General features: G+C 76.2%; 8 protein-coding genes. 3 read left to right on the top strand and 5 right to left on the bottom strand.

The genetic code is table 11. From position 1 onward, the window contains the following. Window positions 1-312: 312 nt before the first annotated feature. Together BLR33_RS17415 and BLR33_RS17410 are read right to left on the bottom strand one after the other, a co-directional pair. Complete coding sequence (locus BLR33_RS17415) at window positions 313-2,829, bottom strand: ABC transporter permease (RefSeq protein ID WP_093785400.1); 2,517 nt, start codon at window positions 2,827-2,829, stop codon at window positions 313-315. After that, on the bottom strand, window positions 2,826-3,632 hold the full coding sequence (locus BLR33_RS17410; RefSeq protein WP_093785399.1) for an ABC transporter ATP-binding protein: 807 nt from the start codon (window positions 3,630-3,632) through the stop codon (window positions 2,826-2,828). The genes BLR33_RS17415 and BLR33_RS17410 overlap by 4 nt, the downstream gene beginning before the upstream one ends. Window positions 3,633-3,912: 280 nt before the next feature. Here BLR33_RS17410 and malQ point away from each other — a divergent pair, with 280 nt between their 5' ends. Beyond that, window positions 3,913-5,985 carry a 4-alpha-glucanotransferase gene (gene malQ / locus BLR33_RS17405; RefSeq protein WP_093785398.1) on the top strand — a complete coding sequence of 691 codons (2,073 nt, stop codon included), beginning with the start codon at window positions 3,913-3,915 and terminating at the stop codon, window positions 5,983-5,985. Between the two features lie 48 nt (window positions 5,986-6,033). Beyond that, on the top strand, window positions 6,034-6,267 hold the full coding sequence (locus BLR33_RS17400; protein ID WP_093785397.1) for a hypothetical protein: 234 nt from the start codon (window positions 6,034-6,036) through the stop codon (window positions 6,265-6,267). A 281-nt stretch (window positions 6,268-6,548) separates the two neighbouring features. Here the strand turns inward: BLR33_RS17400 and pepN are convergent, their stop codons facing one another. The 3 genes from pepN to BLR33_RS17385 all read right to left on the bottom strand — a co-directional run bounded on the left by pepN (window position 6,549) and on the right by BLR33_RS17385 (window position 11,206). After that, entirely contained in the window at window positions 6,549-9,119 is a 2,571-nt protein-coding gene (pepN, locus tag BLR33_RS17395) for an aminopeptidase N (protein WP_093785396.1), read from the bottom strand. 178 nt (window positions 9,120-9,297) lie between these two features. Next, window positions 9,298-10,476 carry a nucleotidyl transferase AbiEii/AbiGii toxin family protein gene (locus BLR33_RS17390; RefSeq protein ID WP_245771490.1) on the bottom strand — a complete coding sequence of 393 codons (1,179 nt, stop codon included), beginning with the start codon at window positions 10,474-10,476 and terminating at the stop codon, window positions 9,298-9,300. 31 nt (window positions 10,477-10,507) lie between these two features. Then, window positions 10,508-11,206, bottom strand: a complete 699-nt coding sequence (locus BLR33_RS17385) for a hypothetical protein (RefSeq protein WP_093785395.1) — start codon at window positions 11,204-11,206, stop codon at window positions 10,508-10,510. A gap of 272 nt (window positions 11,207-11,478) precedes the next feature. Between BLR33_RS17385 and BLR33_RS17380 the strand changes: the two genes are divergently transcribed. Beyond that, the gene (locus BLR33_RS17380) at window positions 11,479-14,928 is read left to right on the top strand and encodes a beta-N-acetylglucosaminidase domain-containing protein (RefSeq protein WP_245771471.1); all 3,450 of its coding nucleotides are present in this window, start codon (window positions 11,479-11,481) and stop codon (window positions 14,926-14,928) included. The last annotated feature ends 18 nt before the right edge of the window (window positions 14,929-14,946 follow it).

Here is a 14,946-nt window from a genome sequence, read left to right as displayed (position 1 = left end):
ATGGTCCCCCTGAGGTTCCCCCGGCGGCCGGGGGAGGGCGCGGCGTGCGGGCGTCCGCGGTCGGGGCGCCCAGGGGGATGGTTGGCAGCTCAAGTGACCTGTGACGTAACGCGGGACGAACGCCGAACGCCCATCTCCGGGCGCGGAATGTCCGTTTCCGGGCTGTCCATCCGCGGCTCGCCGCCCGGTGGGGAACCGCTCACCCGCCGGCCACGAAGGGCCGTCAGCGGGGCGTTCGGCGGCATGGACCGCGGCGGTGCGTGTCACGGGGCGCCGCCGCCCGGTAGCCGCCCATCGTAGCCCGGCGGCGGGCTACTCGCGGGCCGTCCCCGCCGCCGCGGGCCGGGTGCGCAGCAGCGCGCGGGCCGGAAGCCCCGTGGCCGCCAGGGCGAGGAGCACCGCGCCTCCGGCGATGGCCGCCGCCGTGCCCGGCGGCACGTAGGGCGAGGAGCCGGTCAGGCCGCGGGCGATGGGCCCCAGGGTGACCCAGGCGATGGCCGCGCCGATGGCGAGGCCGGCCACGGCGACGAGCAGCGCCTCCCAGCGGAGCATGGCCAGCACCTGCCGCCGGGTGGTGCCGGCCAGCCGCAGCAGGGCCACCTCACGGCGGCGGTCCAGCACCGTCATCACCAGCGTGTTGGCGGCGGCCACGGCGGCGAAGCCGCCGAGCACCACGGCCATCACCTCGTTGGACCAGGCGTTGAGTTCGAGGTCCTTGTCCACCTCGGCCCGGTAGCCCGCCCGGTCGGTGACGGTGAGACCCGGCACCGGCAGCGCCGCCAACTGCCGCCGTACTGCCGCCCGGTCGGCGCCAGGGGTGTCGCGGACCAGGATCCGGGCGTCGTAGGCGGTGCCGGCGTGTGCGGCAACGGCCCCGCGTGGCATGAGCAGTTGGCCCAGGCCCAGGCCGCGCGAGTAGATCGCGACCACCTTCGGGCGGACCTGTGTGCCGTCGCCCAGCCACAGCGACAGCCGCCCGCCGACCTTCGCGTGCGCGGTGCCGGCCAGCAGCGTGTCCACCGCCACCGTGCGGCCGTCGGCGGTCAGTCCGGCGAGGCTGCCGCGGCGCACACCGAGGTCGAGCACGCGGCCCACCCGCGCCGGGTCGCCCGAGACCCCCAGGAGGTTCGCCGAGTCCAGACCGCCGCCGACCCGTACGAGGGCGCCGGTGCGCAGCACACCGACCGCGGTGTCCACCCCGGGCACGGCCGCCGCCTGCCGCTCGGCGGCCGCGGGCAGCCCGCCGCCCGAGGAGCCCACCACCTGGTCGGCGACCACCCCGTCGCGGACCTGCCGGGCCGAGGTGTGCGTCAGCGAGCCCTGCATGCCCAGCAGGGTGCCGCAGAACGCGGTGACCAGCACGATCGGCGTGATCGCCGCGGCCAGCCGGCGGGCCGCCGCCCGGGCGTTGGCGGCCGCGAGCATCCCCGGCACCGAGCCCGAGGCGCGCAGCGGCAGCCCGAGCACGGCGGCGGCGAGCCACGAGACGATCGGGCCGAGCAGCGCGACGGCGACCATGAAGCAGAAGACCACGCCGAGCGCGGTGGAGGCCGCGTCGTCACCGGACGCCTGCGCGGCCACCGCGGCCAGCACCACCCCGCCGGCCAGCGCCACGACGCCCAGCACGGTGCGCACCACGCCGGGCCTGCGCCGCTCCACGGCTGCCTCCCCCAGCGCCTGGCTCGGCCGGGCCTTCGACGGGCGGCGCGCGGCCAGGTACCCGGCGAGCAGCGCGGCCAGCAGCCCCGCGCCCACCGCGGCCACCATCGGGATCCAGCCCACCGACAGCGTCACGCCCGCCGGCACCGCGTCCCGGTGCGCCAACTGCCGCAGCCACCAGCCCGCGAGCCGCACGCCCGGCCAGATCCCGGCGGCGCCCGCGAGCGGCGCCACCAGCAGCGCCTCGGTGGCGACGGTCCTGCGGATCTGCCGCGGCGTCGCGCCGAGCGCGCGCAGCAGCGCGATCTCCCGGGCCCGCTGGCCCACGGCGAGCGCCACCGTGCCCATCACCACGAACACCGCGGTGCCGGTGGCGACCCCGCCGAAGGACCCGCCGATCGCGACCAGCAGCTCTTTGGCCGAGCCCAACTCGGGCTGCTCGGCGGCGCCCCTGCCGTTCCCGGTGCGTACCTGGGCGGCGTGGCCGACGGCCGCGCGGACCTGGTCCGCGAGCGCGTCGGTGGACACGCCCGGCCGCGGGAGGACGGCGATGGCGTCGGCCCGCCCGTCGTGCCCGGACAGCACCCCGGCCTGCGCGTCGGCGAAGTAGACGCTGTCGGCGCCCGAGGGGGCCAGGGCGGCGATCCGGTAGCCGGCGCTGCCGGCAGGCGTGGTCAGGGTGACAGTGCCGCCCGCGGCCAGGTGGGCGGCACGGGCGTCCGCGGCGGCCAGGACGACCTCGCCGGGACGGGGCGCCGCCGTGCCGCGGCCGGCCGGGCCCTCGATCAGCCGGGCCGACCAGTCGCGGCCGGTCAGCGGCGGCAGATGGCCGCTCCGGACGGGGAAGGCGATGTCCGGAACGGCGGCGGCCACCCCCGGCCGCGCGGCGATGCGGCCGGCCAGGGCCGTGGCCAGGCGCGGCCGGTCCGTGAGCGGTGCGGACTCGGTGTCGCGGTCGTCGCCGTGGCCGGTGGTGACGTGCCCGGACGGGTCGGGCGCGGCCACGACCGGCACGTGCGCGTACCGCACCGGCAGCACACGGGCGGTGATGCCCGTCTGCAGCAGCGCGCCGCAGGCGGTGACCACGGCGGCGGCGAAGAGCAGCGCGACGAAGGTGCCGGCGAAGGAGGCCGGCCGGAACCGCAGGGAGGCGCGGGCCAAGCCGTTCACGCCGCCGCCCCCGCCGGTCCGCCCGTCGCTGCCGAGGTGAGGGCGACCATCCGGTCGGCCACCGCGGCGGGTTCGGGGTCGCGCAGCTCGCCGGCGAGCAAGCCGTCCGCCAGGAACACCACCCGGTCCGCGTATGAGGCGGCGACCGGGTCGTGGGTCACCATCACCACGGTCGCCCCCGCGCGGTCCACGGCCTGCCGCAGCAGGGCCAGCACGTCGCGAGCGGTCGCGGTGTCCAGGGCGCCGGTCGGCTCGTCGGCGAAGACCACCTCCGGGCTGGTCACCAGAGCCCGGGCGATGGCCACCCGCTGCTGCTGGCCGCCGGAGAGCTGGCCCGGGCGCCGCCGGGCGTGCCCGGCCAGGCCCACCTGCTCCAGTACCGCGGCCGCCCGCCGCCGGTCGGGCCGCTGCCCGGCCAGCCGCTGCGGCAGCAGCACGTTCTGCAGCACCGTCAGGGACGGCAGCAGGTTGAAGGACTGGAAGACGAAGCCGATCCGGCTGCGGCGCAGTTCGGTCAGCTTGTTCTCGCCGAGGCCGGTGATGTCCTCGCCGCCCAGCAGGACCGCGCCGGCGTTCGGCCGGTCCAGGCCGGCCGCGCACTGCAGGAAGGTGCTCTTGCCGGAGCCCGAGGGGCCCATCATCGCGGTGAAGCTGCCGCGGGGCAGGGCCAGGTCGATGCCGCACAGGGCGTGCACGGCGGCGTCACCGCGCCCGTAGGTGCGCCGCACCGCGCGCAACTCGACGGCGTAGGGGGAGCGGGGCCCGACGGCCGGACCGCCCCTCGCGTACCCGGCGTCCCTCACGTCTTCGGCTGCTTTCCCGGCTGCGCCCCCGGCGCCCACTGTGTCCACGCCACCGACGCTACGGAGAGCCCGGCACCCCCCGGAATGACGCTCCCCGGCGTACCCGCGGTGGGGTTGTCCCCCCCTTTTTCGATGCCCTCCGGCTGATTCCCGCACACGGGCCGGGCTGTCCGCGGGCTCCGCTCCCGCCCCGGCCGGACACGGGTCCGGCCAGGAGGGGGATATGAGGGCGGTGCCCCGGGGTAGGGGTGTGGGCACGTGATGTGAGGACGGAGGCTCGATGGACCGGGCACGGCTTGCCGGCTTGTACGGCGTGGACACCGCATACCGGCCGACCCCGGACACGGAGGTCCCCGTCCCCGAGGAGACGATCGTCGCCGTGCTCGCCGCGCTCGGCGTGGACGCGAGCACCCACTGCGCCGTCAGGGACGCCCTGGCCGCCTACGAGCAGCGCGCGGCACGCCGGCTGCTCCCGCCGTGCACGGTGGTCCGGGCGGGCCGCGAGACCCTGCCGACGCTGGCGGCCCGGCTGCCGGAGGGCACCCGGCTGACCGTGGCCGGTCCCGGCGGCGAGCCGCTGGAGCAGGTGCCGCTCGTGCCCGGCCGCTATGTGCTGCGGGCCACGGCGGCCGACGGCCACGGCGCCGTCGGCGACCTCGTGGTGGCGCCGGAGCGGCTGCCGGGCCCCGCCGGGCGCACCTTCGGCTTCATGGCGCAGCTGTACTCCACGCTGTCGGCCCGCTCCTGGGGCATGGGCGACCTCGCCGACCTCGCGGACCTCGCCGCCTGGACCGGCCGCTCGCTGGGCGCCGGTTTCGTGCAGATCAACCCGCTGCACGCCGCCGTGCCCGGCCGGCCCACCGACCCCTCGCCCTACCGCCCCTCCTCGCGCCGCTTCCCCGATCCGGTCTACCTGCGGGTCGAGGAGGTCCCGGAGTACGCCTACCTGGGGGCCGAGGCCCGCGAGCAGGCCGCCGCACTGCTGCGGCAGGCGGCCGCGCTGCGCGACGAGGTGCTGCTCAAGGACGCGCTGATCGACCGGGACGCGGTGTGGGCGCTCAAGGCGCGGGCGCTGGACCTGGTGCGGGCGGTGCCGCTCGGCCCCGGGCGGCAGGCCGCCTACACCGACTTCCTGGCCGCGCAGGGCCAGGCGCTGGAGGACCACGCGACCTGGTCGGCGCTCGCCGAGGTGCACGGCCCCGACTGGCGGGCCTGGCCCGCGGGGCTGCGCGACCCGCGCTCGCCTCAAGTGGCCAGGGCCCGCAGCGAGCTGCGCGAGCGGGTGGACCACCACTGCTGGCTGACCTGGCTCACCGACGGCCAGCTCGCCACCGCCCAGCATGCCGCGCGGGACGCGGGCATGCCGGTGGGCGTGGTGCACGACCTGGCGGTCGGTGTGCACCCGGCGGGCTCGGACGCCTGGGCGATGCAGGACGTGCTGGCCGCCGGGATGTCGGTGGGGGCGCCGCCGGACGCCTTCAACTCCCGCGGCCAGGACTGGGGGCTGCCGCCCTGGCGCCCCGATGCGCTGGCCGCCACCGGCTACGCGCCCTACCGCGACCTGGTCGCGCGCATGCTGCGGCACGCCGGCGGGGTCCGGGTGGACCACGTGATGGGGCTGTTCCGGCTGTGGTGGGTGCCCGAGGGCCGCCCGCCCACCGAGGGCACCTACGTCCGCTACGACCCCGAGGCGATGCTCGGGCTGCTCGCTCTGGAGGCGTACGAGGCCGGGGCCGTCGTCATCGGCGAGGACCTGGGCACGGTGGAGCCCGGGGTGCGCGAGGAACTGGCCGACCGCGGCATCCTGGGCACCTCCGTGCTGTGGTTCGAGCGCGACTACGACGGGCCCGGCGCCACCCGCCTCCCCCTTCCGCCGAGCGCCTGGCGGCAGGCGTGCCTGGCCACCGCGACCACCCATGACCTGCCGAGCACCGCGGCCCGGCTCACCGGCGAGCACGTCGGGCTGCGCCACCGGCTCGGGCTGCTGGCCCGGCCGCTGGCCGAGGAGCAGGCCGAGGACGCCGCCGAGGTCGCCGAGTGGATCGCGCTGCTCGGCCGGCTCGGGCTGCTGCCCGAGGGCGCGGCCGACGCCGCCGACGAGGAGGCCGTGGTCATCGCCGTGCACCGGTTCCTGGCGAGCACGCCGGCCCGGATGGTGGGGATCTGGCTGCCCGACGGGGTCGGCGACCGCCGCCCGCAGAACCTGCCGGGGACCTCCGACGAGTACCCCAACTGGCGGCTGCCGGTGGCCGGGCCGGACGGACGGCCGCTCGCCCTGGAGCAACTGGCGGCCTCCCCGCGGCTGCACGCCCTGGCCGAGGAGGTCCGGCGCGCGCTCGCGACGCGCCCGTAGGGGGACCCCGCGCGCGCGGCCCGCGGGGGCGGTCACTACATTGAGGGCGTGGACAAGAAGCTGACCAAGAAGCTGCAGCGGGCCGGGGTCGTCACCATCGGCACCACGGTGATGCTGCTCATGTCGTCCCCGGCGTTCGCCCTCATCCGCGACCAGGGCGACGACCCGGGCTCCGGTCTCAGCGTGGCCCAGACCCTCGGCCTCTTCGTCGGCATCCCCATCGCGCTGTTCGCGATCATCGCGGGCCTGGTCATCGTCACGGACCGCTCCCCCAAGCGCTGACGCTCGCGCCGCGGGGCCCCGCGGCGCGCTCCGGCGAGCCCGCCCGCACCCCGCCACCGCCCGGTGGCGGGGTCGTCGTGCATCCCCGGGGCTGCGCCCGCGGGCGGCACCACGGCCCGGGCCGCCGAGGCAGCGGGCCGCCGGGCCCCGGCGGCCGTGACGGGCCGCGCCCGGCCCCTGCGGCCCGAGTACGACACTCGCGCGAAGCACAGCGGCCCTGTCCCGGCGCCACCGCTCCTCGCGGCGGCCCGGGACGGGGCCGTTCTTCTCGGTGCCGCTCCTTACGCCGACAGGCGGGCGTCCGCCGCCTGGGCCTTCAGCGCGCGCTCCACGCCCGAGCGGCTCTCCACCACCAGGCGGCGCAGGGCCGGCGGCGGCTGCGCGGAGGCCAGCCAGGCGTCGGTGGCGTCCAGGGTGGCCTGCGAGACCTGGAGCGCGGGGTAGAGGCCGACCACGATCTGCTGGGCCATCTCGTGGCTGCGGCTCTCCCACACCTGCTTCACGGCCGCGAAGTACCGCTCGGTGTAAGGCGCCAGCTCCTCGCGCTGGTCCGGCTGTGCGAAGCCGCCGATGACGGCCTCCTGCACCGCGTTGGGCAGCTTGTCGTCCTCGACCACGGAGGCCCACACCGCGGCCTTGTTCGCCGCGCCGGGGCGGGCGGCCCGCGCGGCGGCGGCGTGCTGCTCGCCGGCCGAGGTCGCGTCGCGGACCAGCTCGGCCTCGATCGCCTCCTCGCCCACCCGGCCGGTGGCCGCGAGGCGGTTGAGCAGGGCCCAGCGCAGGTCGGTGTCCACGGCCAGGCCCTCGTAGGAGCGGGTGCCCTCCAGCAGGCCCTGCAGGATGTCCAATTGCTCCGGGGTGCGGGCGGTGACGGCGAACGCCCGCGCCCAGGCGAGCTGGTGGTCGCTGCCGGGGGCGGCGGCCTCCAGGTGCTCCAGGGCGGCCTGCGTCCAGCGGGCCAGGCCGCTGTCCCGCCAGGCCGGGTCCGCGTACAGGTCGAGGGCGAGCTTGACCTGCCGGTGCAGCGACTGCACCACGCCGATGTCGGACTCCTTGCCGATGCCGTGCAGCACCAGCTCCAGGTAGTCGCGCGTGGCGAGTTCGCCGTCGCGCGTCATGTCCCAGGCGGCCGCCCAGACCAGGGCGCGCGGCAGCGACTCGGCGAAGTCGCCGACGTGGTCGCGGACCACGGCCAGGGACTGCTCGTCGAGGCGGACCTTGGCGTAGGAGAGGTCGTCGTCGTTGAGCAGCACCACGGCGGGACGGGGGGTGCCGGCGAACTCGGGGACGTCGGTGTGCGAGCCGTCGACGTCCAGCTCGACCCGGCGGGTGCGCACCAGCCGGCCGTCGACCAGGTCGTAGGCGCCGATCGCGATGCGGTGCGGGCGCAGCACCGGCACGCCCTTGGCGCCCGCCGGCAGGTCGGGGGCGTCCTGGCGGACGGCGAAGGAGGTGATGGTGCCGTCGGCGCCCGTCTCGATCTCCGGGCGCAGCACGTTGATCCCGGCGGTCTCCAGCCACGCCTTGGACCAGGTCTTCAGGTCGCGGCCGGAGGTCTCCTCCAGGGCGCCCAGCAGGTCGGTCAGGCGGGTGTTGCCCCAGGCGTGCCGCTGGAAGTACGTCTGCACGCCGGCGAAGAACGCGTCCATCCCCACGTAGGCGACGAGCTGCTTGAGCACCGAGGCGCCCTTGGCGTAGGTGATGCCGTCGAAGTTGACCAGGACGTCGTCCAGGTCGTTGATCTCCGCCATGATCGGGTGGGTGGAGGGCAGCTGGTCCTGCCGGTAGGCCCAGGTCTTCATGGTGTTGGCGAAGGTGGTCCACGCCTGCGGCCAGCGCGAGCCGGGGGCGTGCGCCTGGCAGGCGATGGAGGTGTAGGTGGCGAACGACTCGTTCAGCCACAGGTCGTTCCACCACTCCATGGTGACCAGGTCGCCGAACCACATGTGGGCCAGCTCGTGCAGCACGGTCTCGCCGCGCAGCTCGTAGGCGGAGTCGGTGACCTTGGAGCGGAAGACGTACTGGTCGCGGATGGTGACCGCGCCCGCGTTCTCCATCGCGCCGGCGTTGAACTCCGGGACGAAGAGCTGGTCGTACTTGGCGAACGGGTACGGGTGGGCGAACTTCTCGTGGAACCAGTCGAAGCCCTGGCGGGTGACCTCGAAGAGCGCCTCGGCGTCCAGGTGCTCGGCGAGCGACGGCCGGCAGTAGATGCCCAGGGGGACGCTGCGGCCCTCCCCCTCCCAGGTGCTGTGCACCGCCGTGTAGGGGCCGGCGATGATCGCCGTGATGTACGTGGAGATGCGCGGGGTGGGCTCGAAGACCCACACGCCGTCGGCCGGCGGCTCGGGCGTCGGCGAGTTGGACACCACGGTCCAGCCGGCCGGGGCCTTGACGGTGAAGGCGAAGACGGCCTTGAGGTCCGGCTGCTCGAAGCTGGCGAAGACCCGGCGGGCGTCGGGCACCTCGAACTGCGTGTAGAGGTACGCCTGGTCGTCCACCGGGTCGACGAACCGGTGCAGGCCCTCGCCGGTGTTGGTGTAGGCGCAGTCGGCGACCACGCGCAGCTCGCAGGGCCCGGCCGGCAGGTCGGCCAGGGCGATCCGGGAGTCGGCGAAGACCTCGGCCGGGTCGAGGGTGCGCCCGTTGAGCACCACCTCGCGGACGGCGGGGGCCACCAGGTCGATGAAGGTGGAGCCGGCCTCGCGGGCCTCGAAGCGCACGGTGGTGACCGAGCGGAAGGTGCCGCCCTCCTGGGCACCGCTCAGGTCGAGCTCGATGTCGTACCTGTCCACCGAGAGCAGGCGCGCCCGCTCCTGCGCCTCCACACGTGTGAGGTTCGTACCCGCCACGACAGCCCACTCCTTTTCACCGGCTCGTTCCCGCCCCGCCCGGCCTGATCGGGCGAGGCGCCCATCCTCGCATGTCGCGCCGTTCCCCCGCCGGGACCCTGTGGACAACCCGCGCGGCGCCCCTCCGCGGCCTGCCCGCAGCCGGTCGGCGCCCCGTCCGCCACCGGCCGGCAACCGTTCAGCGGCCGAAGACCGGCCGCACCGCGGCCAGCAGCCGCTCGCCGAAGTGCCGCTGCTCGGGCTGCGCCAGCTGGGGGTACTCCTCGGCGAAGTGGTGCCAGCCGTACGCGCCGACGGCCTCCTCCAGGTCCTCCAGCGTCAGCGTCAGTGTGCTGCCGCCGGGCGTCTCCTCCAGCAGCCAGAACACCTGCTGCAGCAGTTCGTAGCGCAGCGGGAAGCGCTCGGCCAGCAGCACCGCGTCGTAGAGGTCCTTGCCCTCCGGGTGCAGGTCCGTGCCGAGCCAGACGAGCTTCCAGGCGAGCGACAGCTCCGGTGAGGCGGCGAGCAGTTCGGTGCCGGGCAGTCCCGGCGCGCCGGACAGCGCGACCCGGGCCGGCCGCGGCGGGTCCGGCAGCTGCTCGCCGAAGACGAAGTCAAGCTGCACCGAGCCGCCGGGCACCCCCGGTGCCGACCAGGGCAGCACCATGCGGCGGCCGGGCACCCGCTCGTACGTCCAGATGAACTCCGAGCGGGCCTCGGCCGCGTGGATCGACGGCCCCTCCGGGAGGCGCGCGCCCACGCGGGCCGCGGCGGAGGCGATCCCGGCGAGCATCCGGTCGGTGCGCTCCTCCTCGATCCGCCAGTCCGCGGGCACGACGACGAAGTCCAGGTCGCCCGGCTCGCGCGCCGCCGCGCCGAACCAGCCCGCGAGCAGCGCGCTGCCGCGCAGCACGAGGGCGTCGCGGTAGCCGCCCTCGACCACACCGGCGAGCACCGTGTCCAGGGCCGCCCGGCGCGCGGCGTGCCAGGGCGCGGCCGCCGCGGGGTCATCGAACGTCGGCTCGGCCACCCGGAAGGCGGTGGTGAAGTGCTTGAGCGCGGGGTCGAAGGCGAGCCCCTGACGGATGCCGGGGTCCTGGCTCGGCAGGACGGTGCGGGGCAGCTCCCGGTATCGCCGGTCGCGCTGCGCGGGCGTCTCCTCGCCGCTGTCGGGGCTGCCGGGGAAGCGGTAGCGGGCCCAGGGGTCGTTGCGGGACGCGCCACTTGGGGCACCGCCCTGCCCGTCGGGCCCGGGCACCGTCCCACCCGCCGTCCCGTCCCCGTTCTCGCCGTTCTCGCCGTTCTCGCCGTTCTCGCCGTTCTCGCCGTTCTCGCCGTTCTCGCCGTTCTCGCCCATGGTCCCGCCCGTGTCGCTCATGTCGTCTCCCCCGTGTCGTCCGCTCGGCATCTCATCGGACGGTCCGACCGATACCGGCACCTGTGCCCGCACCGGATTCAGCACCAGCACCGGCTCCCGGCTCGATCCACCCCTCGTCCACCGACAGGTCGCTGTCGTAGAGCACGAACTCCCGCTCCACCGCCAGCACCTCGTGTCCCCCGTCCGCCGAGGCGGAACAGCCGGTCAGCTCCGCCAGCAGAGCGGCCAGGCGGCCGCCCGCCGTGCGCGCCCCCACGCCGTGGCAGCGCTGCGTCACGAACCGCTCGTGGCGGCCGCGGCCCGTGACCCGGCGGGCGTTCCACGACAGGTGGGCGCCGTGCGGGCGTACCGCGGCCAGCAGCCGCTCGCGGTCGAAGTCCCCGGGCAGCGCCAGCTTCACGTGGTGCTCGAAGTAGGTGCCCTCCGCCGCCGCGTCCGCGTCCTCCTGCGGGGCCTGGGGCGCCCAGGGCTCCGTCTCGGTCTTCACTCGTACGACGCGGAAGCCGGCCGCACGCAGCCGCGCCTGCAACTCCGCGGCCCCGGCGCGGTGTCCGGCCAGGCCGGCGCCGCCCCGCACGGTGAGCATCGGCTGACTGGGGACGCGCCCGCGGGCGAGCACGATACGGGTGGCCTTGACCCCCTGCCCGGCCGCCCAGGCGGCCAGCCGCTCCCACTCCCCGGAAGTGGCGCAGGGCACGGTCACATGGGTCTCGTACTGCGGTGTTCGCACCTGGCCGATGGTCCCAGAGCACCCATGGTGCGCTCATCCGAATATGTGCGGGATTCGCGCGCCAAAGGGCCCAGGGCTGTGGGCAGTTCGCCGCCAAGGAGCCCAAGTCGCCCGTAGGTCACCCGGGTGACGCCGTGCCACGTCCGCCGGATGCCGGAAAGACGCCCGGCGGCCGTTGACACGCACCGGCGGCAGGTGATGGGCTCACGATCCGGCGTAGGACCGGTGCGGTTGGGGCACGGGAGGCAAACGTGCTGCGGAGGAGTTCCGCTGTGGCGGTGGTCGCCACCGTGGTGGGCGGCTGGCTCGGCCAGGTTCCGGCCTGGGCGGACGGACCGACCGCGCCCGTGTCCCCGGTGTCCCCCACGGCCACGTCGGCCCCCGACGCCCAGGGGCAGACCACCCCCGCGGTGTGGCCCAAGCCCCAATCGATGCGCACCGGCGGGCTGTTCGCACCCGTCACCTCCCAAGTGACCCTGGTGGCCGACTCGGACGCCGACCCGTACGCGCTCCAGGTGATCGAGCAGGCGCTCAAGGACGCCGGCGCGCGGCAGGTCGTCCGCGCGAGCGCGCCGGGCCCCGGCCTGACCGTCTACGCCGGGGACAGCTCCGCCGAGGGGCCGCTGGAGCGGCTGGGCGCCCCCGCGGCCGGCGACCTGCCGTCGGGCGGCTACCGGCTGGCCGTCTCCGGCCGCACCGTGGCGCTGGCCGGCGTCGGGGACGACGGCCTCTTCCACGCCGCCCAGACACTGCGGCAGTTGGCCGCCGTCCATGGCGGCGAGCACGGCTTCGCGGCGGCCGTGGTGCGCGACTGGCCGACCTCCCCCGTCCGCGGGGTGGCCGAGTCCTTCTACGGCGTGCCCTGGACGCAGGCCCAGCGCCTGTCCCAACTGGACTTCCTCGCCCGCACCAAGCAGAACCGCTTCCTGTACGCCCCGGGTGACGACCCTTACCGCCAGGCGCAGTGGAAGGAGCCCTATCCGGCCGCCCAGCGCGCGGACTTCAGGGCGCTGGCGCAGCGGGCGCGGCAGGACCACGTCACCCTGGAGTGGGCGGTGGCCCCCGGGCAGGCGATGTGCTTCTCCTCCGATGCGGACGTGCGCGCCCTGGAGAAGAAGCTCGATGCCATGTGGGCGCTGGGTGTGCGGGCGTTCCAGCTGCAGTTCCAGGACGTCAGCTACAGCGAGTGGCACTGCTCCGCCGACGAGGCGGCCTTCGGTTCCGGTCCGGACGCCGCGGCGCGCGCGCAGGCCAAGGTGACCAACCGGGCGGCGGCCTACCTGTGGGCGAAGTACGGCGTCCCCTCGGCGGGCGGCCCCGAGGTCTCCCTGCTGCCCACCGAGTTCTACCAGGACGGCGCCACGCCCTACCGCACCGCGCTGGCCTCCGACCTCGACCCCGCCGTCGAGGTCGCCTGGACCGGCGTTGGGGTCCTGCCGAAGACCATCACCGGCGCCCAGGTGGCGGGCGCCCGGGCCGCGCTGCGCCACCCGCTGCTGACCGAGGACAACTACCCGGTCAACGACTTCGCGCCCGGCCGGCTCTTCCTCGGCCCCTACACCGGCCGCGAGCCGGCCGTGGCCACGGTGTCCGCGGGTGTCGTGGCGGCCGGCATGCAGCAGCCCGCGGCCTCCCGCATCCCGCTGTTCACCGCTGCCGACTACGCCTGGAATCCGCGCGGTTACGACCCCCAGGCGTCCTGGCAGGCCGCGATCGACGACTTGGCGGGCGGCGACCCGAAGGCCGAGGCGGCGCTGCGGGCACTGGCCGGCAACGAGGAGTCCTCCGCGCTCGGCGGCCAGGAGTCCGCGTATCTGCAGCCGCTGGTCAAGGAGTTCTGGGCGGCGCTGGAGGGCGCCGACCCCGCGCGGCTGACCACCGCGGCGAGCCGGCTGCGGGACGCCTTCTCGGTGATGCGCACCTCGCCGACCGCCCTGGAGGGCCTGGCCGACGGCACATTCGGCGGCGAGGTGCGGCCCTGGCTGGACCGGCTCTCGGCCTACGGGGCCGCGGGCGCGGACGCGGTGGACATGCTGGTGGCCCAGGCCCGCGGGGACGGCGCCGCCGCCTGGCAGGCCCGGCAGTCGCTGGACAAGGAGCGCGCCGACCTCGCCCAGGGCACCGCGAAGGTCGGCGAGCAGACCCTCGACGGCTTCCTGGACCGGGCCGTGGACGAGGGCGACGCCTGGACCGGGCTGCGCTCCGACGGCCGCACCGCGACGACCTCCATGGCCTCGGGGCGCGGCAGCGACCCCTCGGCGATGGTCGACGGCAAGGACGCCACCGCCTGGTCGAGCGCGGCCGCCCCGCAGCCGGACGACTCCTTCGGTGTGGACCTGGGCGCCTCCCGCCCGGTGGACTCCGTGCGGATCGCCATGGGCGACGGCAGCGGCTCCGACGACTTCCTGCACGACGCGGTGCTGGAGATCTCAGACGACGACGGCGCCGGGTGGCGGAAGATCGGCACCTACCACGACCGGGCCGTGATCACCGCCGCGCTGCCGGCCGGCACCACCGCCCGGCAGATCCGGCTGCGGGCCACCGGCACCCAGCCCGGCGCGGTGACCGTGCGGGAGTTCGCCGTCTCCGTGGCCGGGCGAGGCGGGCCCACCGCCTCGGGCGGACCGCACGCCTCCGCCGCGGTCGACGGCGACCTCGGCACGGCCGCCGGTCCCGGGCCGCTGACGGTGGACTTCGGCGGGGCCCGGCTGCTGGACACCGTGAGCGTGGCCGCCGGGCCCGCCACCGGCGGCCGGGCGCCCGAGCCGCCGCCCGGGCCGCCGGACTCCGGCTGGAAGGTCGTCCCGCCCGACCCGCTGCCCGACCCCGAGCCGGTGACCGTGCAGGTGCACGTGCCGAGCGGGCCGAACGCGGGCTGGCACACGCTCGGCACGGTGCGGCCCGGCGGCTGGGCCGAGCTGCCCGCGGGTGTGCTCGCCGACTCCGTGCGGCTGTCGGACGGTGACGGGGTGCGCGAGGTCGTGCCGTGGTTCACCGGGGCGCCCCGGGTGTCGCTGTCGGGTTCCGAGGTGGACGCCGAGGCCGGGGGCCCCGCGGCGACGGTCACCGCCGAGGTGGCCTCGGGACTGCCGCGCGACACCGAGGCGGTGGTCGCGGCGGGCGGCAGCTCGGCGAAGGGCCCCGTCACGGTGACCGCGCCCGCCTCGGTCACCGTGCGCAGGGGCGCCACCGTGTCCGTGCCGCTGCGGGTGGCCGTGCCCGCGGGGACGGCGCCGGGGACGTACACCGTGCCGGTGCGGTTCACCGTGGCCGGGCGCACCGTGGAGCGCACCGTCGCCGTCCGCGCCCACCCGCGTACCGGTGGGCCCGACCTGGTGCCCGGCAGCCGGGCGACGTCCTCGGGCAACGAGACGCCGGACTTCCCGGCCTCCTACGTCGCCGACGGCAACCCGTCGACCCGCTGGTCCTCCCCGGTGGACGACCGGGCCTGGGTGCAGGTCGAGCTGCCCGCGCCGGCCGTGGTGGGCCGGGTGGTGCTGCACTGGCAGGCGGCGTACGCGTCGGGCTACGAGGTGCAGACGTCCTCCGACGGGGTGACGTGGCACACCGCGGCCGCGGTCACCGACGGCTCGGGCGGCAACAGCGAGCTGTGGCTCGACTCCCCCGTCGCCACCCGCTACCTGCGCATCCAGGGCACCCGGCGGGCCACCCGCTACGGGTACTCGCTGTACGGCATCGAGGCGTACGCCGTCACCCGGTGAGACGGGGGCCCGGGCGGG

The organism is Actinacidiphila guanduensis, assembly GCF_900103985.1.
Lineage (GTDB): Bacteria > Actinomycetota > Actinomycetes > Streptomycetales > Streptomycetaceae > Actinacidiphila > Actinacidiphila guanduensis.
Note: the sequence above shows the minus strand (reverse complement) of the source record. Positions and strands in the feature narration are given on the sequence as shown.

Bases quoted from the DNA above. Each gene is read 5' to 3' on its own strand.
- malQ (WP_093785398.1), top strand. From the start codon at position 3,913: ATGGACCGGGCACGGCTTGCCGGCTTGTACGGCGTGGACACCGCATAC.
- BLR33_RS17390 (WP_245771490.1), bottom strand. From the start codon at position 10,476: ATGAGCGACACGGGCGGGACCATGGGCGAGAACGGCGAGAACGGCGAG.